Origin of the sequence: Pseudomonas lutea (genome assembly GCF_000759445.1) — a bacterium.
Classification (GTDB): domain Bacteria; phylum Pseudomonadota; class Gammaproteobacteria; order Pseudomonadales; family Pseudomonadaceae; genus Aquipseudomonas; species Aquipseudomonas lutea.
Map to the genome: position 1 here is coordinate 543,770 of NZ_JRMB01000002.1, position 23,121 is coordinate 566,890.

The 23,121-nt window shown below is 60.2% G+C and carries 16 protein-coding genes; 9 read left to right on the forward strand and 7 right to left on the reverse strand.

Annotated features, from left to right (window positions below; all coding sequences use genetic code 11):
* Nucleotides 1-106: 106 nt before the first annotated feature.
* Nucleotides 107-1,249, forward strand: coding sequence for an OpgC domain-containing protein (locus tag LT42_RS14605; protein WP_037014295.1), 1,143 nt, complete (start codon nt 107-109; stop codon nt 1,247-1,249).
* A gap of 112 nt (nt 1,250-1,361) precedes the next feature.
* Nucleotides 1,362-1,982, forward strand: coding sequence for a hypothetical protein (locus LT42_RS14610; RefSeq protein ID WP_037014297.1), 621 nt, complete (start codon nt 1,362-1,364; stop codon nt 1,980-1,982).
* Nucleotides 1,983-2,030: 48 nt separating this feature from the next.
* Here the strand turns inward: LT42_RS14610 and LT42_RS14615 are convergent, their stop codons facing one another.
* Nucleotides 2,031-2,696: a hypothetical protein gene (locus LT42_RS14615; RefSeq protein ID WP_052075285.1), complete on the reverse strand. Its 666-nt coding sequence runs from the start codon at nt 2,694-2,696 to the stop codon at nt 2,031-2,033.
* 361 nt (nt 2,697-3,057) lie between these two features.
* On the opposite strand from LT42_RS14615, the gene LT42_RS14620 reads away from it, so the two are divergent.
* From LT42_RS14620 to LT42_RS14630, 3 genes are all read left to right on the forward strand, one after another.
* On the forward strand, nt 3,058-6,180 hold the full coding sequence (locus LT42_RS14620) for a transglycosylase domain-containing protein (RefSeq protein WP_052075286.1): 3,123 nt from the start codon (nt 3,058-3,060) through the stop codon (nt 6,178-6,180).
* A gap of 110 nt (nt 6,181-6,290) precedes the next feature.
* Complete coding sequence (locus tag LT42_RS14625; protein ID WP_037014299.1) at nt 6,291-6,893, forward strand: PadR family transcriptional regulator; 603 nt, start codon at nt 6,291-6,293, stop codon at nt 6,891-6,893.
* Entirely contained in the window at nt 6,890-7,660 is a 771-nt protein-coding gene (locus LT42_RS14630) for a siderophore-interacting protein (RefSeq protein ID WP_037014302.1), read from the forward strand. Before LT42_RS14625 ends, LT42_RS14630 begins: the two co-directional genes overlap by 4 nt.
* 488 nt (nt 7,661-8,148) lie before the next feature.
* Here the strand turns inward: LT42_RS14630 and LT42_RS14635 are convergent, their stop codons facing one another.
* On the reverse strand, nt 8,149-8,811 hold the full coding sequence (locus LT42_RS14635; protein ID WP_037014305.1) for a Pr6Pr family membrane protein: 663 nt from the start codon (nt 8,809-8,811) through the stop codon (nt 8,149-8,151).
* A gap of 33 nt (nt 8,812-8,844) precedes the next feature.
* Complete coding sequence (locus LT42_RS14640) at nt 8,845-9,072, reverse strand: VF530 family protein (protein WP_037014308.1); 228 nt, start codon at nt 9,070-9,072, stop codon at nt 8,845-8,847.
* A 181-nt stretch (nt 9,073-9,253) separates the two neighbouring features.
* On the opposite strand from LT42_RS14640, the gene LT42_RS14645 reads away from it, so the two are divergent.
* The 3 genes from LT42_RS14645 to LT42_RS14655 all read left to right on the forward strand — a co-directional run bounded on the left by LT42_RS14645 (nt 9,254) and on the right by LT42_RS14655 (nt 15,709).
* Nucleotides 9,254-11,284, forward strand: a complete 2,031-nt coding sequence (locus tag LT42_RS14645; protein WP_037014311.1) for a TonB-dependent receptor — start codon at nt 9,254-9,256, stop codon at nt 11,282-11,284.
* Between the two features lie 543 nt (nt 11,285-11,827).
* Nucleotides 11,828-13,123, forward strand: a complete 1,296-nt coding sequence (locus tag LT42_RS14650; protein WP_276209539.1) for a carbohydrate porin — start codon at nt 11,828-11,830, stop codon at nt 13,121-13,123.
* 159 nt (nt 13,124-13,282) lie between these two features.
* Nucleotides 13,283-15,709, forward strand: coding sequence for a glucose/quinate/shikimate family membrane-bound PQQ-dependent dehydrogenase (locus tag LT42_RS14655; RefSeq protein ID WP_037014314.1), 2,427 nt, complete (start codon nt 13,283-13,285; stop codon nt 15,707-15,709).
* A gap of 93 nt (nt 15,710-15,802) precedes the next feature.
* On the opposite strand, the gene LT42_RS14660 is transcribed toward LT42_RS14655, so the two are convergent.
* From LT42_RS14660 to LT42_RS14675, 4 genes are read right to left on the reverse strand one after another with little or no spacing between them, the layout of a single operon-like run.
* A complete protein-coding gene (locus tag LT42_RS14660) occupies nt 15,803-16,234 on the reverse strand; it encodes a group I truncated hemoglobin (protein WP_037014317.1) in 432 nt (143 codons plus the stop codon).
* On the reverse strand, nt 16,234-17,139 hold the full coding sequence (locus LT42_RS14665; RefSeq protein WP_037014320.1) for a DUF3034 family protein: 906 nt from the start codon (nt 17,137-17,139) through the stop codon (nt 16,234-16,236). Before LT42_RS14665 ends, LT42_RS14660 begins: the two co-directional genes overlap by 1 nt.
* Before the next feature lie 16 nt (nt 17,140-17,155).
* Nucleotides 17,156-19,507, reverse strand: coding sequence for a bifunctional diguanylate cyclase/phosphodiesterase (locus LT42_RS14670; protein WP_037014323.1), 2,352 nt, complete (start codon nt 19,505-19,507; stop codon nt 17,156-17,158).
* Nucleotides 19,504-20,175, reverse strand: coding sequence for a methylamine utilization protein (locus tag LT42_RS14675; protein ID WP_037014325.1), 672 nt, complete (start codon nt 20,173-20,175; stop codon nt 19,504-19,506). Before LT42_RS14675 ends, LT42_RS14670 begins: the two co-directional genes overlap by 4 nt.
* A 259-nt stretch (nt 20,176-20,434) precedes the next feature.
* Here LT42_RS14675 and lon point away from each other — a divergent pair, with 259 nt between their 5' ends.
* Entirely contained in the window at nt 20,435-22,852 is a 2,418-nt protein-coding gene (gene lon, locus LT42_RS14680) for an endopeptidase La (protein WP_037014328.1), read from the forward strand.
* The last annotated feature ends 269 nt before the right edge of the window (nt 22,853-23,121 follow it).

Here is a 23,121-nt window from a genome sequence, read left to right on the forward strand (position 1 = left end):
CGGCAAACCCGCCACCCTGCGCGCCGCCGATCAGCCCCTGCTGCCGGCGTGGAACCACGGCCATGATTGGCCTCTCCTCTTAAAACACCTCTGCAAGGCAACCGTCATGACGAACGGACGCGACCACCGGATCGATTTCTTTCGCGGGCTGGCGCTGATCTTCATTTTTTGGGATCACGTGCCGGATAACCCCTTCGCGCAATTGACGCTGCGCAATTTTGGCTTCAGTGACGCCGCCGAGGTGTTTGTGTTTCTCGCAGGCTACGCCGCCGTCCTCGCCTACGGTCGCGTGGCGCAACGCGACGGTTACGTCGTGGCCTGCCTGCGCATTCTGCGGCGCACCTGGATGCTGTACGTGGCGCACATCTTCTTGCTGACCCTGCTGATGGGCATCGTCTTCGTCGCCAATAACCACGTCGAGACACGCGACATGGTGCGCGAGATGGGCCTTGAGTATTTCGTGGGCAATCCGCAGCAGGCGCTGGCCGACGAATTGTTGCTGCGCTTCAAACCCAACCTGACGGACCCGCTGCCGCTTTACATTTTGCTGATGGGGGCACTGCCGCTGATTCTGCCGATCATGCTGCGCAGCGTGGCGCTGGCGATCGGCCTCTCCGTTACGCTGTACATGATGGTGCCACTGCTCGGCTGGAATCTTCGCGCCTATGAAGGCGGGGGCTACTGGTATTTCAACCCGGTGGCGTGGCAGCTCATATTCGTACTCGGCGGCGCATTCGCCGTACACACCCAGCGTGAGACGGCCGCGACGGTGCCTGCTCGTCTGCTCTGGCAACAGCCTCTGTTTCTCGTCGCAGCCGCTTACCTGCTGGTGACTGGATTCATCACATTCCTGTGGAAGTTTCCTGACGTGCATGACGCGCTCCTGCCTGCCGTGCTCACCGACTTGATCTACCCGATCAGCAAGACCGACCTCTCACCGCTGCGGCTGCTGCACTTCATCGCACTCGTCTACATAGTCGCGAAATTACTGCCCGCGTCGGTGACTTGGCTGGACAATTGGCCCGTCCAGCAGGCGTGTCGGATGGGACGGTATTCACTGGAGATCTTCTGCCTGGGCGTGCTCCTCGCCCCGCTCGCCGACATGGCCAACGCCCTGGCCGATGACGGCTGGCAAATGCGTGTGATCACCGCGCTGCTCGGGGTGGGACTGATGTTGCTGTTATCGAACTGGCTGGAATTGAACAAGCGCCTGGGGAGCCCGAAAGGGGTGCAGGTGGCGAAGGTTTGAGAACGGCTTCTCACGGGGATTGATCTTCGGAAATTTCCTACTGCTTTATCAGGCAAAGCTTTTTCGCAGACTGCCGTTACGCGAGAGAGTGGATAAATCAGTGGAGGAAAAAATGGACATACAGGCTCTGATGCAGCACGTGACTTTGGCACCCGCCAGAAACTCGATACCGCTAAAGCAGGCAGACGAAACACCGGGCAGCCAGGACAGCCCGCCACGCGCCGTTGCTCTGGAAGAAGAACAACCGTGGCTTGCCGAGCCGTATATGAAGGGGATAAAAAGTATGGACGCCTACCTAGCTGTCAAACAGGTGGAGGCCAGTCTTGCGCTGGAGCTCGCCAAGGTTGCCTATACCTCATTTAAAAATGAGCTTTCCAAACTAAGGCCCGAACTGGCTGGGAAAGACTTCAGCTTCGGTCTGGACGTTACTGGAAGCATTCAAATAATTGACACCCACGGAAGTTTGTCCGGCGAAGAAAAGACATGGCTGGCTGAGCGACTTAATCATCGCGGCTTGAAAGGTCACCTGACAGATCATTTCGAGACTTCTGTACTATTGACAAAATATGACAAAACGGGATTTACCGCCGGCTACAAGCTGGAAGTTAAAGACCTGGCCCGCCTGATTGACTATGGACGAATACTGGAAAGCGACAACATGCAGCAAACGTGGAAAAATCAAATCTCTGAGAGAGGCGAAAAAAGGACGCCTTTTATCTCAGAGCGCATCTGAAATAAGGACATATGCTTGGCTGGTCAGTGACCAGCCAAGTCTCACTCATCAGACTGGACCAGGAACGCTTTTGATTAACCGCTGCTTGCAGATATGACCAAACAGCCGAAAATCTTTATTAGCTTCTACGTTCCCTTGAGCGCCCAGTAAGAAGTTTGAGAATACATAAACCCCAACATAGTAATAACTCCTCCACGTGTTAACGCCATGATCGTACCTGACATAATCCTGGGCCTCGTGCCCTCCAGCACAGCGATCAAAGTTGACGACTTTTGTGGCGACGCCGTGCTCTTCACTCGTCACGTGCTCAACCACCGGCCGGATTCTGGATACCTTAAGGCTAAGCACGAACCGTCCGACAGCACCTTTTAGCAGCGCCCCGACAGAGTCAGTGAATCTTGCAGTCAAAATTCCTTGGGCATAGCCCTGAGTCTCAATCCATGAAGGTTCGGTATGGCCCGAAGGAATTCTATTAACGCCGAGTTCGTCACTAAATTTGAATTCCTTCAATACAGGATAAGACCCGATTGCCAAATGGTAAGGCCGTCCAGAAAAAGAGACATCTTGCCGGTGAGAAACTTTGACAAGCACCTCAGTTCCAGGCATCAAGCTGGAGAATTTTTCTTCAGATTCAGGTTTTTCCAACCACCTAACACCATCGAAGTACTCTAGAATCCAAAAGGAAGCGCCCGACGTCTCTGGCACGCCAGTCACGATTACATCCTGCCCTCTTACAGAGGTAATAGAAAGTTTTTTGCGCCACCCATTCAGGCGTGACAAGAGGAAGTAACTATCTCAATAGATACAGGTCAACTGACGAACCCAAAAACAAGAGCTTTCCTACAATGGAGTCTTTCCCGTAAGGGGGCTTATTGGGGAGATGATCAATCACCGTCCGGGCGCGGGAGGTCCAGGCTAAATCTGACGCGACCTAGGAACGTATTTGGCGGCCGGGATGCTTCAAATCCCTTTCCCCAAAGAACCGACGGAGCGTCAACCACAAACCCTTCCCCGCCCTTAACCAGCGTCTACGCTTCTACCAAGTGCGACGTGCAGGTTTGACCGGGCTGACGATATGGGCGCTTTTTGGCATTCCGATACGAAAAAGGCTGCGGTGAAGGCTGACAGTCAGGGGAACGGATCAGTGCCAGGCAATGCCCGCCCCCGCCGATACGTGTGGCGGTTCTTGCTGGTGGCGGTGCTTGGGGCGGCGGTGATTCTGGGCTTTGTGGTGTCGACGGAGGTGCGCAGCTCGCGCTTGCAGGCGCGCGGGTTCAGCCAACTTGCTGAAGGCTTGAGTTACCGCGTCGAGACTGGGCCAAGTGCGGCGATCGTTTACCCCGGCGACGGGCCTTTTGACAAACGTCTCGGCTATTCGGCGCTGGACGAGTTTCTGCCGCGCCTGCTCAAGCGCGATTACTTGATCAGTGCCCAGGCGCGCTTTTCTCCCAATTTACTGGCCTACGTCAAACGCGGCCTTTTCGTGCCGTATGAGGAAAAAATCCAATCCGGCCTGACGATTTACGATTGCCGCGCCGAACCGCTTTATCAGTACACCTACCCCCAGCAGCTGTACCCCACCTTCGCCGCAATTCCGCCGGTGCTGGTCAACAGCCTGTTGTTCATCGAGAACCGCGACCTGCTGGATGACCGCCGTCCGCTGGCGAACCCGGCCGTGGATTGGCCAAGGTTTGTAAAAGCAGCGCTGTCTCAGGTTGCCAAAGTGGTGGGGCTGCCTGGGCAATCGGCGGGCGGCAGCACGCTGGCGACGCAACTGGAAAAATACCGGCACTCGCCGGACGGCCTGACGTTGTCGGGCAGTGAAAAGATCCGTCAGATGATCTCAGCCAGCGTTCGCGCTTATCAACCCGGGCAGCAGACCCTTGAAGCACGGCAGCGGGTGGTGCGCGATTATCTCAACAGCGTGCCGCTGTCGGCCGTGCCCGGTCATGGCGAAGTGCACGGCATGGCCGAAGGCCTGCGGGTCTGGTACGGCGCGGATTTTGATCGCACCAACCAACTGTTGGCCACGAGTGCAGCAGACGAAAAAACCCTTGCGGCACAAGGACTAGCGCTGCGCGAAGTCTTGTCTCTGGTGATAGCACAGCGCAGGCCTTCGCATTTTCTGGCAAAGGGGCGCAGCGAGCTGGCGGAATTGACTGACAGCCATCTGCGCGTACTCGCACAAAACAACGTGATTAACCCGCCGCTGGCCAACGCCGCGCTGGCGGCGAAAGTGACCTATCGCGACTGGATGCAGCAACCTACCGTGCAACCTGTGGAGAGCAATAAAGGCATCACGGTTGCGCGCACGCGCTTGTCCAACCTGCTCAATCGATCACTGTACGACCTCGACCGGCTCGACCTCTCGGCGACCAGCACCTTGCAAAACGACCTGCAGGTCAGCGTCGGCCAATACCTGCGAGGGCTTGCCGATCCGGCGGTCGCTGGCCAGTTGGGTTTGATCGGCGAACATCTGTTGACGCCCGCCAGCACCCAGGCGGTGCGCTACAGCTTTACCTTGTTCGAGCGCGACCCGGATGGCTCGCGGGTTCGGGTGCAGACGGACAGCACCGACCAGCCGTTTGATATCAACGAGGGCAGTAAACTGGAGTTGGGCTCGACCGCCAAGATGCGGGTGATGACGACGTATTTGCAGGTCATTGCCGAACTGCATGACCGGTACGCCGATCAGTCCGTCAGCGCACTGCGAAAAGTGCCGGTCGAGGCGTCCGACCAGCTCAGCCGCTGGGCGCTGGAGTACCTGATTCAGAACAGCGACCGGGATCTCTCGAAGATGCTTGCCGCCGCCCTGGACCGCCAATATTCGGCCAGTCCCGCCGAGAGCTTCTTTACCGGGGGCGGCCTGCATCATTTCAACAACTTTCGCCGGGAAGACAACGCGCGCAATCCGACGCTGCGGGAAGCGTTGCGCGAGTCGATCAACCTGCCGTTCATACGCCTGATGCGCGATCTGGTGCGTTACACCACGTATCAGGGGCCCAACAACAGCGCCGTGCTGCTCAAGGACGACAGCGATCCCAGACGTCAGGAGTATCTGGCTGAGTTCGCCGATCGTGAGGGCAAATCGTTCCTGCTGCGCTTCTGGAAACGCTACAAGAATAAATCCACCCAGGAACGGCTCGATACGTTTCTCGACGGCGTGCATCCTGCCGCGAGCCGACTTGCCGCCGTGCATCGGTATTTGCTGCCTGAGGCGACGCAAAGCGCTTTCAATGCATTTATTCGGGCGCACATGGCAGGTGAAAAAAGCAAAACGACGCTGACCGAAAAGCGTCTGGACGAACTGTATTACGCGTATGGCCCCGGCAAGTTCGACCTGCCCGATCAGGGCTATGTGGCACGCGTCCACCCGCTGGATCTGTGGCTGGTGGGTTATCTGCTGCAAAACCCGGACGCCAAGTTCAAGGATGCCGTGGCCGCCAGCCGCTTCGAGCGTCAGGAAGTCTACAGCTGGCTGTTCAAGAGCCAGCACAAGCGTGCGCGCGACAGTCGTATCCGGACCATGCTGGAGATCGAAGCGTTTCTGGACATCCACCAGCGCTGGCAGCAAGTGGGTTATCCGTTTGATCATCTGGTGCCCTCGCTGGCCACCGCGATCGGCAGCTCTGGCGATCGGCCCGCTGCACTGGCCGAACTCATCGGCATCATCCAGAACGACGGCATCCGCCTGCCGGTGTTGCGGATCGACAGCCTGCACTTCGCCGCCAACACGCCATACGAGACGCGGCTGATCAACAACCCCGACATGGGCAAACGGGTTATGCCGTCGGAGGTCGCCGCAGCGATGCGCGAGGCGCTTTCGCAAGTGGTCGATGCCGGCACCGCCAGACGCGTTTCCGGCAGCTTTAAAACACTGGACGGCGGCGTGGTGGCAATGGGCGGCAAAACCGGCACCGGCGACAACCGCATCGAAAGTGTCGACACAGGCGGGAGGATCCTGGCATCCAAGGCCATCAACCGGACCGCCACTTTCGTGTTTTTCATCGGCGATAACCATTACGGCACGCTGACCGCCTACGTGCCGGGACGTGCTGCCGAGAGCTTCAAGTTCACCTCCGCCCTTCCGGTGCAAGTCCTCAAGGGCATGGCGCCGATCCTCAATCCCTACCTGCAGCCGGGCACCTTCACGCAATGCAAAGCGCCAGGCACCTCCCAGGTCGCCTCACGCTTGTAATCCCTTCTCTGTGTATGCGGAACCGGCCGTGCCGTTCGTCTTATCGCGTCTTGCGGAAATCCTAAGATATATCTTAAGGTATATCTAACGAGTAACCAGAGGCACCAAAAATGAAAGACCATCCACATGATCATCCCCACCACCGTCCTCATCCGGGCCCGCATTTTGGCGAGTCGGGTGATGCCCGCGACGGTTTTGAAAAGCGCACCGGTCGTGAACGCGGCGGCCGAGGGCCACGGGTATTTGCGCCAGGCGATTTGAAACTGATGCTGCTGGCATTGATCGCCGACCAGCCCTGCCACGGCTACGACTTGATTCGTCAGATAGAAGCGCTGTTCGACGGCGCCTACAGCCCCAGCCCGGGCGTGATTTATCCGACCCTGACCTTTTTGGAAGAAAGCGAGTTGATCCAGGGCGATGCCGACGGTGGCAAGAAACGCTACCGCATCACCCCTGCCGGTCAGCAGTTCCTCACCGAACAAGCTGTCGCGCTGGACGGCGTTAAAATGCGCATCGAGGTCAGCAAGCGCTCGCTACGGGGGCACGACCGTCCGCCGGAAATCCACGAGGCAGTGCACAACCTGCGTCACGCGCTGCAAATGCACCATGGCCGTTGGAACCCGGAAGAGATTCTGCGCGTACGTGATCTGCTCAACGACACGGCGAAAGCCATCGTCGATGGCCAACAAGCTGCTTCGGAGAAACCGGAATGAATGCACCGCACGGAATTCATCGTGTCAGTCACGAAATCAAACGCCGCAAGCTGCAAGTGCTCAGGGTGACGGACATCACCCCGCGCATGCGTCGGGTCACCCTGCATGGGCCGGAGCTGGTCGGATTCATCAGCTTGGGGACCGATGATCACGTCAAATTGTTGTTCGCCACCACGCCCGAAGAACAAGTCGCGCTGGACAGTGAAGCGCCGCTGCAAAACGGCGAAGGTCCGCGTCCGGCGATGCGCGACTACACGCCTCGCCGCTACGATCCCCAAACCGGCGAACTGGACATCGATTTCGTCCTGCATGGCGACGGGCCGGCGGCAACCTGGGCGGCACAGGCCGAAGCCGGGCAGACGCTGAATATTGCCGGCCCTCGCGGCTCAATGATAGTGCCCGACATGTTCGACAGTTATCTGCTGATCGGCGACGAAACCGCCCTGCCCGCCATCGGTCGACGGCTGGAAGCGTTACCGGCCAATCGCAAGGCGCTGGTGGTGGTTGAAATAGACAACGCGGCCGAGCGTCAGACGCTGCACAGCGAGGCGGCGGTGGAAGTGATCTGGGTGGTGCGCGGCGAGCAGGACTTGCTTGAAATCACGCGCCAGCTAAGCCTGCCGGCAGGCGATCTCTACGCCTGGGTAGCGACTGAATCGTCCCTCTCGCGCAAGCTTCGGCGCGTGCTGCTCGATGAATTCAAGCTGGACGAAGCGACGATCAAAGCCGCTGGCTACTGGCGCGCAGACGGTACGGACGAGGAATGATGCGCCGGTAAGAGGAAATGCCGGGGATAACGATGACGGCCTGTAGGAGCGCGCTTGCCTGCGAAAAGGCCGGGATTTCCGCTAAAACTGCCGCATCTTTGCCTGACCCGCCGGGTTCGCCAGCAAGCCGGCTCCTACAGTTTGATCTAGGCATAATCCGAGAACATGGGCAAACGCATCAAACTGTAGGAGCGCGCTTGCCCGCGAAGAGGCCGGCATATCCGCTACAAATGCCGCACATTTGCCTGATCCGCAGCCTTCGCCAGCAAGCCGGCTCCTACAGTTTGATCTCGGCAAGAGTCCGAAAAATCATGGGCGATCGCATCAAACTGTAGGAGCGCGCTTGCCCGCGAAGAGGCCGGCATATTCGCTACAAATGCCGCATATGCGCCTGATCCGTAGCATTCGCCCGCAAGCCGGCTCCTCTAGTCGTCTTGTGGTCTGGAGACGGCAATACTTTCCACCGGGATGCGGGTCAGCTATCAGGCCTACGAATGCGCTTTGCGCCCAAATGCCCTGTCGATCAGGAAGACGATGAGCCCGATGCCCACAAACCCCGCCAGCACGCCCAGCGCATTGGTCATTGCTTTGACGAAGCCCAGGGTGCCGATGTCCAGAAACGGATAAATGTAATCGCCGAAGGCATTCCCGCGCAGCAGCAGATAGCCAAAGTAGACGACGGGATACAGCATCCACAGCAGCACATGGCGCAGGCTTACCGTGCCTTTGGGCAAGAAGAACAGCCAATAGGCCACAAACAGCGCTGGCATGATGTCGTGCAGTAACTCGTCAGCGATCCACTGCCACCCTCGCGGCGTCCACAAATGGCGCAGCAGCAGGTTATACGCCAGGCTCACCAATACGATGCTGGTGGTGATCCCGGCGCATACGGCCGGGGATCGAAAAAACCGATACCCGGCCGAATCTCGCTCACTGATCGCGCAACTCAGCGCCACCGCCACCAGCGTGTTCGTCACCACCGTGAAGAAGCTGCAAAAGCGCACCAGCCCGCCGAGAAGGCTGGCGCCGTCGACCCATCGCCCCCACAGAATCAGGTACAGCTGCACCGCGAGCCCGAACCAGCCGAGGCAAGCGGCGATGGTTACGAAGCCGCGCCGGCCTTTAAACGTATCCAACGGTGCACTGGGCATTTCAAGCAGATCCCGGATGACCGGCGAATGGCCTCACGGTCGCTTGGTGCGCGCGAGTTTGATGTACAACGCTTCGACCTTCTCACGCGCCCAAGGCGTCTTGCGCAAGAACGTCAGGCTGGATTTGATACTCGGATCGCTTTTAAAGCAGCGAATGTCAATCCGCTCGGCGAGGCCGGTCCACTCGTAATGCTCGACCAGCGCAATGAGAATCTGCTCCAGAGTTACGCCGTGCAGGGGATTGTTATCGGGTGTGGTCATGACAGGCCTGTGGACGCGGATTGACGGGACAGTTGAGGAGCTGCGCACCATAACGGACGCGATGAAAGGTGTGAAGGGCTGTAGGGGGGCAGTCAACGTGTTGCAGCAAAAAGATTGCTTTTATTTTGTTACGTTATAACAATTACATGCTCTGCATTTTAAATCCTCAAGGAAGTGCTGCATGTCCCGTCAAACCCAACCCCGACCGTGGCGCTTGAAGCCCCTCGCGGCTGCATTGCTGTTCACCTCGCCGGCCTACGCGATAGAACTTGAACAGCAAACCATCACCGCCAATCCGCTGGGCAGCGATCAATTGGCCTCGCCCAGCACAGTGCTGACCGGCGACGCGCTGACCCTGCAGCAAAAAGGCAGCCTGGGCGAGACGTTGAACAAGCAGCCCGGCGTCTCCTCTTCTTACTTCGGGCCGGGTGCGAGCCGCCCGATTATCAGGGGGCTGGATGGTGACCGGATTCGTCTGTTGCGCAACGGTGTTGGCGCGCTCGACGCTTCATCGCTTTCCTACGATCACGCCGTACCACTGGACCCGGTCAATGTTGAGCGCATCGAGATCGTTCGCGGGCCCGCCGCGTTGCTTTACGGCGGCAGCGCCATCGGCGGCGTGGTCAACACCTTCGATAATCGCATCCCCATCGAAGCCATCGAGGGCATCCACGGTGCGGGCGAACTGCGCTACGGCGGGGCCGACACCACGCGCAGCAGCGCCGGGAAGCTGGAAGCGGGCAACGGCACTTTCGCCTTGCACCTGGATGCCAATGCCCGTGAGTTCAATGACCTGAAGATTCCGGGCTTCGCCCGCACCGCTGACGAGCGTGCACGCAACCCGGAAGATGGCGACAAAAAGCACCGCCTCGGCAACAGCGATGGGCGACAGGACGGCGGCGCCGTCGGCGGTTCGTACACGTGGGACGATGGTTACGCAGGGCTTTCCTACAGCAACTACGACTCCAATTATGGTTCGCCCGCCGAGCAGGGCGTGCGCATCCGCATGCAGCAGGATCACTACGCGTTCGCCTCCGAAATGCGCAACCTCTCGGGGCCGTTCACCTCGGTCAAGCTCGACGCCGGCTACACCGACTACAAGCACATGGAGATCGAAGACGGCGAAGTCGGCACCACGTTCAAGAACAAGGGTTACGAGGCACGCGTCGAAGCGCGGCACCAACCGATTGGCCCGCTTGAAGGGATCGTCGGCGCCCAGGTCACGCGCAGTGAGTTTTCGGCGCTGGGCGAAGAAGCCTTCGTGCCGCAGACCGACACCGACAGCGGCGCCCTCTTCATCCTGGAAGAACTCCAGGCAACAGAGCGCCTGAAGCTAAGCCTGGGCGGCCGGATCGAGCACACCACGGTGGATCCTGACGACAAAGGCAACGATCGCTTCGCCAACGCCAAAGGCTCGAACAGTTTCACGGCGGGCAGTGTTTCGTCCGGGGCGGTGTATACGCTCACGCCCGTCTGGTCGCTCGCAGCCACGCTCGGCTACACCGAACGCGCGCCGACGTTTTACGAGCTCTACGCCAATGGCGCCCACGTCGCCACCGGCACGTACGAAGTCGGTGATGCTGGCTTGTCGAAAGAGAAAGCCGTCTCCAGTGACCTGGCGCTGCGCTTTGACAACGGCACGCACAAAGGCAGTTTTGGCGTGTTCTATAGCCGGTTCTCCAACTACATCGGCTTGTTGGGCAGCGGTCGTACATTGAACGACGACGGCGAAGACGATGCTGACGGCATCCCCGAATACACCTACTCGGGGGTGCGTGCCCGGTTTGCCGGGTTTGAAGCACAAGACCACTGGAAACTGGGGGAAAGCCGTTACGGCAGCCTGGCGTTGGAGCTGTCCGGCGATTACACCCGCGCTACGAACCTCGATACCGGAGAAGCCCTGCCACGCATTGCCCCGCTGCGATTGAACAGCGGATTGCTGTGGAAGCTGGACAAGTGGCAGGCGCGTATCGATGTCGAACACGCTGCCTCTCAGGGGCGTGTGCCCGACAACGAAACGGGTACTGACGGCTACACCACACTGGGCGCCAGCGCGGGTTATACCTTCAACGTTGGCGGGAGTCAGTGGCTGGCATTCGTCACGGGCGAGAACCTGACCAATCAAACCGTGCGCTACGCCAGCTCGATCCTGCGTGACATCGCACCGGCACAAGGCCGCAGCGTTGAAGTGGGCCTGCGCACCACCTTTTAATCGCTGCGCTGATTTGCTCTGCGCGCATGTGCAGCGCAAACAAGCCATTCGGTGGCTGGCCAAACCCAGCCCACCGAACGGCACTGATATTTAACGCGTCATCGCGCGGACCCAAGGTCCGCTTCTGCCCTCCAGGCCGTCCACGTCCTACACCGCCGTCTTCCGCTCTTAAACGCCGATTAATGCCCTGCAGACAAGAATCCGCACATTCAAAACACACTGCAAAATCGGCAACCTCATACCTCACCAAAGAGATAGCGCTGCCTGACGCTGGCCGTACTGTTACGCCAATGGCAACGATCCATGTCGCAAATTCGACTTTTTAAAAAATCGTTAGCGTCCTATCATCGCCGCCCTAAACGCTGAACCGTTTAACTCGTCGTTGGTGAAGCCCCGCAACAGGCTCCTGCAAGCGTCGCGAGCGGCTTGCCGATTGCTCACGAATAACTCAAAAAGACCTTACGCCTTATGTCCAGCCATCCTGACCATTTGACCTCCCCATCCTCTCGTGCCCTCCGCCGTGCCAGCGCCCTCGGTTTTGCGATGCTCGGAATCGCGACCAGCGCGGGCGCTGCGTCTGCGTTCGACAGCGCTTCGCCATGGATGCTGGGGGATTGGGGCGGCAAGCGCGGTGAGCTGTCTGAACAGGGTTACGACTTCAAACTCGATTCGGTCGTCGAGGTTGGCTCCAACCTGCACGGCGGTTACAACCATGACAAGGCAACCCGTTACAGCGACCAGTTCGCCTTGGGTGCCCACATGGACCTGCAGAAGATTCTGGGCTGGCATGACGCCGAGTTTCAGCTGACCCTGACCAACCGCAACGGCGACAACATTAGCAACGATCGAGTAGGCGATCCGCGCAGCGGCACCATTTCGTCCTCTCAGGAGGTCTGGGGCCGAGGCAGCGTCACGCGCCTGACCGATCTCTGGTATCAGCAGAAATTCCTCGATCAGGCCCTCAGCGTCAAAGTCGGCCGATTCAACGAGGGCGAAGATTTCAACACCTTCCCGTGCGACTTTCAGAACTTGGCGCTGTGCGGTTCTCAGGTGGGCAACTGGGGCGGCGGCATCTGGTACAACTGGCCGATCAGCCAATGGGCGATGCGCGTCAAATACCAGCTCAACCCGGAACTGTTCGTACAGATCGGAGCGTTCGAACAAAACCCGTCGAACCTGGAAAACGACAACGCCTTCAAGCTCAGCGGCAGTGGCACCCAAGGCGCGGTACTGCCCGTCGAAGTGGTGTGGTCGCCGAAGGTCAATGGCCTGCCGGGCGAGTACCGTGCCGGCTATTACTACAGCACCGCCGACAGCAGCGATGTCTACAAAGACAGCAACGGCCGCTATGCCGCATTGAGCGGTGACGACTACGCGCCCTCCTCCAGCAAACACGGCATGTGGCTGACTCTGCGCCAGCAAGTCACCCGCCAGGCCAGCGACGACAGCCGCGGTTTGAGCCTGTTCGCCAACGGCACGCTGCATGACAAGAAAACCAACATGATCGACAACTTCGTTGCCCTTGGCGCGACGTACAAGGGCCCGTTCGATGCACGCCCCGAGGATGACATCGGCGTGGGCATCAGCCGCATCCACGTCAACCCGGTGTATCGCAAGAACCTCAACCTGCGCAATCAGGCCCAAGGCCTGTCTGACTACAACGATCCTGCGTTCCTGCCGGTTCAGGACACCGAATACAACGCCGAGGTGTACTACGGCGTGCACGTTGCCAAGTGGCTCACCGTGCGCCCGAACCTGCAGTTCATTCGTCATCCCGGTGGCGTGAATCAGGTCGATGACGCACTGGTCGCCGGACTGAAGGTGCAGTCTTCCTTCTGATCCGCCGGGCTTCAGTCATCCAGGCTCTGATCGGCCTGCCTCGCTCGGCGGCCGATCACGCTTCACCCCATCAAGACACTGGCACAAGGGCACGGCCGACACCGCTGCGCCCCTGAGCCAACACGCGTTAACCACCACATCGTTACGGAGTAAGACACTATGAGCACTGAGGGTGCTTTGGGTAAGGGTCGCCTGCTGCCGAGTTTGCTCGGGCTGGTGATTCTGATAATGGGCCTGATCCTGCTGGTCGGGGGCGTCAAACTGCTCACGCTCGGCGGGTCGCTTTATTACGTGCTGGCGGGCGTCGGTTTTGCCATCACCGGCGTTCTGCTATTGATGGGGCGCCGCGCGGCGTTCGGTCTGTACGCACTGGTGCTGTTCGCCAGCACCGTCTGGGCCCTGTGGGAAGTGGGCCTGGATTGGTGGCAACTGGTGCCGCGTCTGGCGCTCTGGTTTGCACTGGGCATCGTGATGCTGCTGCCCTGGTTCCGCCGTCCGGTCATGCGCGGCCAGACGGGCGATGCGGGCACCCGCGCGCTGAGTGCTGCGGTCATCATCGCCGGCATCGCCGCGCTGGCCAGCCAGTTCACCCACCCCGGCGAAATAAAGGGTGAGCTGGACCGCGAAACCGCTGGCACCACCAGCGCTGCCCCGGCAATGCCGGACGGCGACTGGCAGTCCTACGGTCGCACGGCGTTTGGCGATCGTTACTCGCCGCTGTCGCAGATCACCCCGGACAACGTCAGCAAGCTGGTGCCGGCGTGGACTTACCGCACCGGTGACATTCCCGGCCCTAACGATCCGGGCGAAACCACGGCCGAAAACACCCCGCTGAAAGTCAACGGCATGCTGTATGTCTGCACGCCGCACAGCCAGGTGATTGCGCTGGATCCGGACTCCGGCAAGGAAATCTGGCGTTTCGATCCGAAGATCAGCAGCGGTAAAGCAGCCAACTTCAAGGGTTGGGCGCACATGACCTGCCGTGGTGTGTCGTATCACGATGACGCCGCCTACGCCGCAGCCACTGATGCTGGCGCACCTGCGCAAAGCCCGGTCGCTGCAGCGCCTGCCAGCACAGCCAATGCCTGCCCGCGCCGTATCTTCCTGCCGACCGCCGACACCCGTTTGATCGCGCTCAACGCCGACACCGGCAAGATGTGCGAAGACTTCGGCGACCACGGCTCGATCGACCTGAGCGCCAACATCGGCACGTACGCACCGGGCGGTTACTACTCCACGTCGCCACCGGCGGTGACCAAAGACCTCGTGGTCATTGGCGGGCACGTTACCGACAACGTCTCCGTTGACGAACCTTCGGGCGTCATCCGCGCGTTTGACGTGCATACCGGCCGTCTGGTCTGGAATTGGGACAGCGGCAACCCGGACGACACCACGCCGCTTGCCGAGGGCAAGACTTACACCCGCAACTCGCCCAACATGTGGTCGATGTTCAGTGTCGATGAGAAGCTGGGCATGCTCTACCTGCCAATGGGCAACCAGATGCCTGACCAGTGGGGCGGCAACCGCACCGAGGCGTCGGAGAAATTCAGTGCCGGCCTGGTCGCGCTGGACATCGCCACTGGTCAAGTGAAATGGAATTTCCAGTTCACTCATCATGACCTGTGGGACATGGACGTCGGCGGTCAGCCAACGCTCATGGACATGAAAACCGCTGACGGCGTGAAGCCGGCCGTGCTGGCCTCGACCAAGCAAGGCAGCATCTATGTGCTGGACCGCAGCAACGGTCAGCCCATCGTGCCGATCAACGAAATTCCTGTTCCGCAGGGCGCGGTGGCGGGCGATCACACTTCGCCGACCCAACCCAAATCCGACCTGAACTTCATGCCGCCACCGCTGAAAGAGCGCGACATGTGGGGCGTCACGCCGTTTGACCAGATGCTGTGCCGAATCGATTTCAAATCGCTGCGCTACGAAGGCCCGTTCACACCGCCTTCGCTGCAAGGCTCGCTGGTCTATCCAGGCAACTTCGGCGTGTTTGACTGGGGCGGCATTTCTGTCGACCCGGTGCGTCAGATTGCTTTCGTGAACCCGAGCTACATGGCGTTCCGCTCCAAGCTGGTGCCGGCAGCCGAAGTCGAAGGCGGCCCGGGCCGCAAGAGCGAAACCGAAGGCGTGCAACCGAACAAAGGCGCACCGTACGGTGTGATTCTTGAAGCGCTGCTGTCGCCGATGGGCCTGCCGTGCCAGGCACCGGCCTGGGGTTACGTGGCGGCGGTCGATCTGACCACCCACCAGACCATCTGGAAACACAAAAACGGCACCGTGCGCGACAGCTCGCCGGTTCCGATCCCGCTGACCATGGGCGTGCCAAGCCTGGGCGGTACGTTCATCACCGCCAGCGGCGTGTCGTTCCTCAGCGCAACGCTGGACCAGTACCTGCGCGCCTACGACGTACGTAACGGCAAGCAGCTGTGGGAAGGCCGTCTGCCTGCAGGCGCTCAGACCACGCCGATGACGTACACCGGCAAGGACGGCAAGCAATACGTGCTCGTCGTTGCCGGCGGTCATGGCTCGCTGGGCACCAAGCAGGGCGATTACGTCATCGCCTACAAGCTGCCGGACTGATTGCTCCGCTGCAGTAACACGAAAGGCGGTCATCGGAAGATGACCGCCTTTTTTATGACTGCCAAATCCATTCAGGACCCGCGCAGCGAATGGTTACTTCTCGATTACCTCACCGCGCTGTGGGGCCAGCCGAGCGATAAAGCGATTTTGCGTCGTGACTGGAATGTGCTGCTCATTCATCGACTCGATCAGGTTTTCGACCAGCGCATTGAAATCACTGCGGCTCAGGTGCATGCCTTTGTGCGCCTCAGCCAGGCTGTCGCCGGTGTACGTGCAAGGCCCGCCCGCATCAGCGCAAAACTTCTCCACCAGCTTGTCGCGCACCCGGACGATGTCGACCTTGGCGAAGTACTTGTAGATACGGTCATCTTTTGCCACACGGAGCAGCATTCCCTCGACGATTTTCTGGATGCCCGCACGCTGACCGAGGTCCTGATAAATGCTGTCGTCCTTGGATGGCTGTTGGGCACAGCCGACCAGCAACGAAAGACTGAACGCCAGGATGAGCCACAAAGACCGCCCCATCAGAAGCTCCCCTGCAGCGAAAGGTACGTGCCGTTCTGGTTGTCCAGCGTGGCGATTTCGCCGAGTTTCGCGTACGCCAGCACCACGGAGACGTGCTTGTTGGGGAACCAGCCGACGAAGAAATCCGCCCAGTCGCTTTCCCCGGCGAACGACAGATTGTCGGGCTTCTCGCGGTAGTCCATGCCCACGGCCCAATGGGGATTGAACAAGATGGCGGCGCCGCCTTCTTTCAGCACGCTGCGGGTGTCACGCCGGTCGCCACCGAAGCCCATCAGCCCGGTTTCGTTGGCGCGGCTGTAACGCAGACCGGCGTTGACCACCACGTTATAGCCGAAGGCTGCGCCCATGAACAAACGGCTTGCAGTCAGGTAACCCTCGACGTCCGAATCGCGCTTGGCGCCTACCAGACTGGGGATGAGAAAGTCATTCTGGTGCTTGTATTCCAGCCCAGCCGACACCTGCGGCAGCTGGTCGTAGATGAGGTCGCCGAACAGACGCACCTTCACGCCAAAAATGTCCTGGGTGAGATTGTCTTCGGGAAGGTTCAGCTTGCTCACCAGAGAACCCAAGTCAAAGCGCTGGTGAGCGTAGGAAATCTCTACGCGATTGCCGTACGACGCGGCAGCACCGACGACGTCCAGCGTGTAATCCGGCAAATCGACGTGGGTGGCGAACGCGCTGCCGCCCCATTCGCCCTGCTCGCCATACCCGGCCAGTACGGCCCACGGAATGATCCCGCCGCCCGCGCCGCCTTCGATGCTGCTGGCACCGCCGGTGGCTATCAGGCGGCCTTGATCGGCGTCGGCTGCGGGTGCCGTCAGCGTTGCGCCGCCCCCGACCAGGCTGGCCAACAACAAAGGATTCAAATACGCCGAGAGGCGACGCGCCTTTAGTCCGTGAACCATCGTGACTCCATGAGCATCAGTGCATCGTCATGCGAGGTGGAAGCTGTGAGCGTGCGATCCATGCTTCGAATGCGACCGCATTCAGCGGTCGGCTGATCAGGTAGCCTTGTGCGGTGTCGCACTGCCAGTGCTCCAGCAAGCGCAGGCTGTGTTCGTACTCGACGCCTTCGGCCACCACCTTCAGGCCCAGGTTGTGGCTCATCTCGATGGTCGAACGCACAATGACGGCGTCTTCGCTGGTTTCATCCAGATCGCGCACAAATGACTGGTCGATTTTCAATTCCTGTACCGGCAGCCGCTTGAGGTGCGCCAGCGAGGAATAACCGGTCCCGAAATCATCCACCGACAGGCTGATGCCGAATTCGCGCAACCGGTTCAAAACCTTCAGCGATTGCTCGGGCTCGCGCATGATCGCGCTCTCGGTAATTTCAAAAATCAGTTGTTCCGCCGGGACACGGTGCAGCTTGAGCAGCGCCGAGACGCGGTCAGCCAGATTGCTGTCAACCAGATCGTCGGCCGAGATGTTTACCGACAGTTGCAACACCAAGCCACGCCGGGCCCATTCAGCCAGCTGGCGCAGCGCTTCCTCGATGACCCAATTGGTAAGCAATTGAATGCTGCCAGTACGCTCTGCGAGCACGATGAATTCCGCCGGCGAGACAGAACCGAACTGCGGGTGCTGCCAGCGCAACAAGGCTTCGGCCTGAGTCACCCGGCCGTTGCGGATATCCAGCTTGGGTTGGTAATGCAGAGCCAGTTCGCCATTGCGCGGCGCTTGGCGCAAGTCGCGGATCAGGCTGATCTGTCGCTGATGGGCGACGTCCCGGCCTTCTACGTAGACCTGCAGACGACCCGGCAGCTGCGACGCATCCTGACGCGCAATGGACGCTCGCCTGAGCAGCTCGGCCGCCGAGTCGCCATCGGCCGGGTAAGCGGCGATGCCAATGCAGGCATCCATCGCGATGTCTTGCTCGCCAATGCGCTGGGGCTTGACCAGCAATCGCTGCAATCGGTCAGCCACCGCGACGGCACTGTCGGTTTCAGCGTTATGCACCAGCAGCAAAAATTCGTTATCGGACAACCGCGCCACCGTGTCCCCGGGGCGTAGCGGTAGTTTGAGTTGCTCGCTGATCAGACGCAGCAATTGCTCTACGCCTTCCAGGCCGATGCTGCTGCTGATGCCACGAAAGTTGTCGATACCCAGATAGAGCAGAGCGACCGGCCGCTGAGAACTCACCGCACTGCCCAGGCGTTCCATGACCAGCGCTCGATTGGGCAGACCAGTCAGCGGGTCGTGCAAGGCGTTGTGCGCCAGCTGCACCTCGCGCTCGGCGATGCCGCTTTGCATCAGGTTGATCGCGCCGGCGAGCAAGCCCAGTTCGTCGCTGCGCTCCATCACCACCGGGGTGGTGTAATCCCCTTCGCCGATACGTCGGGCGGCGTTGGCGAGGGCACTTACTGGCCGCGACAGGCTGCGCGCCAGCAACAACGTGCCGAGCAGCGAACCGGCCAAGGCCACGACGGTGATCCAAAACAGCGTCTTGTCCAGCGGCGCAAAGGCTTGCATGGCCTGGTCAAGCGGGCTTTGCAACAGGGCTACAACTTCGCCATCGCTGTCGCTGACACTGCCCAGCCGCAGCGTCTTGCTCAAGAAGCTCTGGTTCTGATGCTCGGTCATCTGCGCTTCGTCGCCGGGCGGATTCATCATCACGCTGCGCAGGCTGTCAAACAGCGGGTCGGGCTGGGTGCTGATCATTTGCCCGGGTTGCTGGTGCACGATCGACAGAAAAGACACCTGCAAACCGCTCAAAGAACGCAGCTCCTGTGCCAGATCGCCGTCCATGCTGAACCCCATCACCACACGGGCAATCGGCAGCGGTGCCATCACGGTGCTTTCCACCAGCAGATGCGGCTGGCCTTGCAACGGCACAATCAGCATCGATTGATGCTTGCCCTTGAGATCGCGCAACGCCTGGATGTAGGGGAAGGGAGAACCCTCGGGAATCTGCCCCACGGTGCTGGCCATCACCGTGCCGTCCATGCCCAGCAAAAACATATCACTGGCGTTGATTCTGGCGCCGTGGTTAAGCAGCACCGAGCGAATGGTGGCTGAATCCGCCGAGGCCACCGCGTCGCGAAAGCCAAAATCGGTCGACAGCAATTGCACGGCGTCGCGCAGCCGCTTGCCGCGCATTTCCAGCAAGCCTTCAAATACCCGGGTGCCCACTTCCAGCTGAGCCTGCGCCTGTTTGCGCACGGCATCCTGAGTCGCAGCCTTGACCGCCAGAAACACGGCGAAGACCACGATCAACAGCAGCATGATCAACACGCTGGCAATCCGCGCCTGGAAGCTGAGGCGCACCTTCATTCGTGGGCCGCTTTATGAAACGCATCGCCAAACGCGCTGGACGGTGGCGCGGCAGGTGCGGCGTCAGCATTGGGCTGCACGGCTATGCTGAAACGCTGCTTGAGCCCTCCAGCCGGGATATCGATGTCGCCGCCGGAAACGGGCTGCATGTCCGGCGCTTGCGGGTGCCAAAGGGTGACCGCGTAATGACCGGCCGGCACTTGGTCGAGAGTCAGCGTGCCCTTGGCATCGCTGACCCCGAACCAGCCATCATCGGTGACGTACACATAGCCGAGCATCCAGTCATGGACATTGCAGCCGAGCACCACCACGCCTGGCTTGTCGAACAGCACAGGGTCCGAAGGCGTGCCGCCATAGAGCCGCAGCTCGAATCGCTTGGGCGTCGAGAAGGAATACACCTGATGGCGAATTTGGTCGCTGTTGGGGAAGCGGATCTGGGTACCGCTGCGTACCGCCAGCACACGCGGTGCAAACTGCTGATTGCGTTGGTCCATGTCGGCCTTCAGCTCGCCGGCAGCCGGTTGGGCACCGCCACGCAGGGTCAGTACTGCGTCGGCAAGTGGTTTACCCTGGGCATCGACAAACTCGGCCGTCAAGGTTGCCGCACTGGCAAAGGTGCCCTGCAGAGCGGTCACAATCAGCAACAATGAAACAGCAAGTCGGCGCATAACGGGTGTTCCAGAACGGCGTGGCCGGCTGAGCCAGCTTAGGCAATGATTTTCAGCGTAGCGCGTGGATCGGCAGTCTGCGATTTCAGACGAGCATTCAGCGAAATGCACACGGCCATTAATCCATCGGATCTCCGGGGCGGCAGTGCGCTCCACAGGGTTTGATATCCACCCTTCAGTCATTGCTATCGACCGTTGCTATTGAAACCTGAGTCCATTCGCCCCATCTAAGGCTCATCTCCATTTATGCAGGTGCCCCATGAGCGACCAGCAATCCGACGACAACCAGCCGCATCCGGACGACGATCACGAGCACGAAGTGTTCGGTTCGGACAGAAAGAGCCTCGCCCTGCCCGGCCAGAACCTGCCCGATCAGGTCTACATCATCCCGATTCACAACCGCCCTTTCTTCCCCGCGCAAGTGCTGCCGGTGATCGTCAATGAAGAGCCGTGGGCCGAGACCCTGGAGCTGGTGAGCAAGTCTGATCATCACTCGCTGGCCCTGTTTTTCATGGACACCCCGCCTGACGATCCGCGTCATTTCGATACCAAGGCGTTGCCGGAATACGGCACGCTGGTCAAGGTGCACCACGCCAGCCGTGAAAACGGCAAGCTGCAGTTCGTTGCCCAGGGCCTGAGCCGCGTGCGTATCAAGACCTGGCTCAAGCACCACCGTCCGCCGTTTCTGGTGGAGGTCGAATACCCGCACCAGCCCAATGAGCCGACCGACGAGGTCAAGGCCTACGGCATGGCGCTGATCAACGCGATCAAGGAGCTGCTGCCGCTTAACCCGCTGTACAGCGAGGAGCTGAAGAACTACCTCAACCGCTTCAGCCCAAACGATCCGTCGCCGCTGACCGACTTTGCCGCCGCCCTGACCTCCGCCACCGGCGTCGAGTTGCAGCAGGTGCTTGATTGCGTGCCCGTGCTCAAGCGCATGGAAAAAGTCCTGCCGATGCTGCGCAAGGAAGTGGAAGTTGCGCGCCTGCAGAAAGAGATTTCCGCCGAGGTGAACCGCAAGATCGGTGAGCATCAGCGCGAGTTCTTCCTCAAGGAACAGCTCAAGGTCATCCAGCAAGAGCTGGGGCTTACCAAGGACGATCGCAGCGCCGACATCGAACAATTCGAGGAGCGCCTGGTAGGCAAGACCTTGCCGCCACAGGCCCGCAAGCGCATCGACGAAGAGATCAACAAGCTCTCTGTGCTGGAAACCGGCTCGCCGGAATACGCGGTCACCCGCAACTATCTGGACTGGGCAAGCTCGGTACCCTGGGGCGTGTACGGCGAAGACAAGCTCGATTTGAAGCACGCGCGCAAAGTCCTTGATCAGCATCACGCGGGTCTCGACGACATCAAGAGCCGCATTCTCGAGTTCCTCGCCGTCGGCGCCTACAAGGGCGAAATCTCCGGGTCCATCGTGCTGCTGGTCGGCCCGCCAGGCGTGGGTAAAACCAGCGTGGGCAAGTCGATCGCCGAATCCCTCGGACGGCCGTTCTACCGTTTCAGCGTCGGCGGCATGCGTGACGAGGCCGAGATCAAGGGCCATCGCCGCACCTACATCGGCGCTCAGCCGGGCAAACTGGTGCAGGCGTTGAAGGACATGGAAGTGATGAACCCGGTCATCATGCTCGACGAGATCGACAAGATGGGCCAGAGCTTCCAGGGCGACCCGGCTTCCGCGCTGCTTGAGACGCTGGACCCGGAGCAGAACGTCGAATTCCTCGACCACTACCTTGATCTGCGTCTGGACCTGTCGAAGGTGCTGTTCATCTGCACCGCGAACACGCTGGACTCGATCCCCGGCCCGTTGCTGGACCGTATGGAAGTGATTCGTCTGTCGGGTTACATCACCGAAGAAAAGCTGGCCATTGCCAAGCGCCATCTGTGGCCCAAGCAGTTGGCCAAGGCGGGCGTTTCGAAAACCAGCCTGACCATCAGCGACAGCGCACTGCGCGCGGTCATTGAGGGGTATGCCCGCGAAGCCGGTGTACGGCAGCTGGAAAAGCAGCTGGGCAAAATCGTACGCAAGGCCGTGGTCAACTTGCTGGATAACCCGGACACCGTGGTCAAGATCGGCCCGAAAGAGCTGGAAGCTTCGCTGGGCATGGCCGTATTCCGCAACGAGCAAGTGCTGTCGGGTACCGGCGTCATCACCGGGCTGGCCTGGACCAGCATGGGCGGCGCGACACTGCCGATCGAGGCGACGCGCATACACACGCTCAACCGCGGCTTCAAACTCACCGGGCAGCTGGGTGACGTGATGAAGGAGTCTGCGGAAATCGCCTACAGCTACGTCAGCTCCAACCTGTCCAAATTCGGCGGCGACAAAACCTTCTTCGACGAAGCGTTTGTGCACCTGCACGTGCCTGAAGGCGCGACGCCGAAAGACGGCCCAAGCGCGGGAGTGACCATGGCCAGCGCATTGCTCTCGCTGGCGCGCAACCAGGCGCCGAAAAAGGGCGTGGCCATGACCGGCGAACTGACGTTGACCGGGCATGTCCTGCCTATCGGCGGCGTGCGGGAAAAAGTCATCGCTGCCCGCCGGCAGAAGATTTACGAGCTGATCCTGCCTGAAGCCAACCGCGGCAACTTCGAGGAGTTGCCCGATTACCTCAAGGAAGGCATCACCGCGCATTTCGCCAAACGCTTTGCCGACGTCGCGAAGATATTGTTCTAAAGCGCGACTTCTGGGGAAGCGTCCGCCGCGGCGATGGCTGTATCGCCGCGGCGGGCGCGTTGGCGGCGTTCGCAGAGCTCCTTCAGTGGAGCGTTTTACTTGTAAGAGCGCGCTTGCCCGCGAAAAGGCCGGCTCATTCGGCGCCTGTTCGTAGGACGTGACGACGTCTTCGCGGGCAAGGGCGCTCCTACAATTCGGTCCAGACGCGAGCCCGGAATTCGACCTGGTCGCCGGTTAGCCTGGTATCCACCCACCCCAAGTGTCTGCCG